Genomic DNA, 1,442 nt, shown 5'->3' with positions numbered 1-1,442 from the left:
AGGTCATCGCACCCGAGGTCCAGAAGATCTTCGCCAACAGGATGAAGGCTGAGACGACGGAGGTCGCCGGGAGCCATTCCTCCCTCGTCGTCCACGCGAAGGAAGTCGCCGCGGTGATTGAAAAGGCCGCGCTCGTGAAGTGACGATACCGCTCCCGGCACTTCGTGCCGGGAGCGCCGCGCGTGCTGGGCGAACTACGGCATGCCTTGAGCCGCGAACGGCTCAGACCTGGCTGAAACCGCACCAGTTGCACCCACTCGATTTCTAATGCCAAGCATCCGGAGGATGACATGACTGAGTTCGACACCCCGAGCCAGGACGCCGCCACGCTCGAAACGGCACCCACCCTTTACATCGAAGGCAGCGGAATCCGCTTCGCCTATCGCCGCCTCGGCCCATCGACCGGAACGGCGCTGGTTCTCCTGCAGCATTTCTCGGGCAACATCGACGCCTGGGACCCCGCCGTCGTGAATGTCTTGGCCGCCGATCGACCGGTGATCGCTTTCGACAACGCCGGGGTCGGCCGCTCGACAGGACAAACGCCGGACAATATCGAAGCGATGGCCCGAGACGCGGTCGCCTTTATCAAACTGCTCGGCCTCTCCGAAGTCGACCTTCTTGGCTTTTCCCTCGGCGGCTGCGTCGCCCAGCAGATCGCTGCCGAGCACGGACGGCTGGTGCGCAAGCTCATCCTCGTCGGCACGGCTCCGAGAGGCGGAGAAGAGCATCTGTTGACGGTTCTCCAGGACGCGTTTTCCCAAACCGACGCGCCGGACGTCCGCCTGCCACTATTCTTCACGAAGTCGTCCGCCAGCCAGTCGGCCGGCCTGGCTTTCCTGAAGCGGGCGAAGGTGCGTGAGGAAGATCGGGACACCGATAACGGCAGCGCGGTGACGGATCCGCAGGCCAAGGCGCTTATTACCTGGTGCGCCACACCTGATCCCGAGCACGCCATTCTGCGCGCCATCCGCCAGCCCGCCCTTGTGGTGAGCGGCAGCCACGACACCATGCTACCGGCGGACAACGCCTACGCAATGTTCAAGGCTCTGAGCAACGCCCAGTTGGTCCTTTATCCCGATTCCGGCCACGGCGCCCTGTTTCAGTACCACGAATTGTTCGTCAGCCACGTCCGGACCTTCGTGGAAGCGTAATCGGCGGTGGCATAATCCGGCGCGATCGGGCGCACTTTTATTCTTGAGAGCTGTTGCGGAGAATGAAATGACAATCGCAAAGGTCGAGGTTGAGCGTTTCAGCCTGACGTGTTCCAAACCATTCGACGCCGTTGTGGCCGCGCTCAAGTCAGCGGTCGGGCAACCTGATATTGTCGAATTTTTCAAGGCGACGAGGGCTGCAAATTCCTTCTCGGATTTGGAGCGCGTTGTGCAAAGTGGCCTGGGCCGCACAGGTCTCATGCTCTTCGCGGAATTCGACTTGGGCGCCAT

1 protein-coding gene and 2 pseudogenes are annotated in these 1,442 nt (G+C 61.9%); all 3 read left to right on the top strand.

The annotated features are described in order from the left end of the window. A pseudogene (locus tag EN884_RS39985) lies at window positions 1-143 on the top strand (alpha/beta hydrolase); the annotation flags it as partial. Between the two features lie 147 nt (window positions 144-290). After that, a complete protein-coding gene (locus EN884_RS35850) occupies window positions 291-1,151 on the top strand; it encodes an alpha/beta hydrolase (protein ID WP_063170718.1) in 861 nt (286 codons plus the stop codon). 67 nt (window positions 1,152-1,218) lie between these two features. Further along, window positions 1,219-1,442 (top strand): annotated as a pseudogene (locus EN884_RS35845) (DUF302 domain-containing protein); the annotation flags it as partial.

This window comes from Mesorhizobium sp. M7A.F.Ca.AU.001.01.1.1 (genome assembly GCF_004022735.1).
Classification (GTDB): Bacteria; Pseudomonadota; Alphaproteobacteria; order Rhizobiales; family Rhizobiaceae; genus Mesorhizobium; species Mesorhizobium ciceri.
Note: the sequence above shows the minus strand (reverse complement) of the source record. Positions and strands in the feature narration are given on the sequence as shown.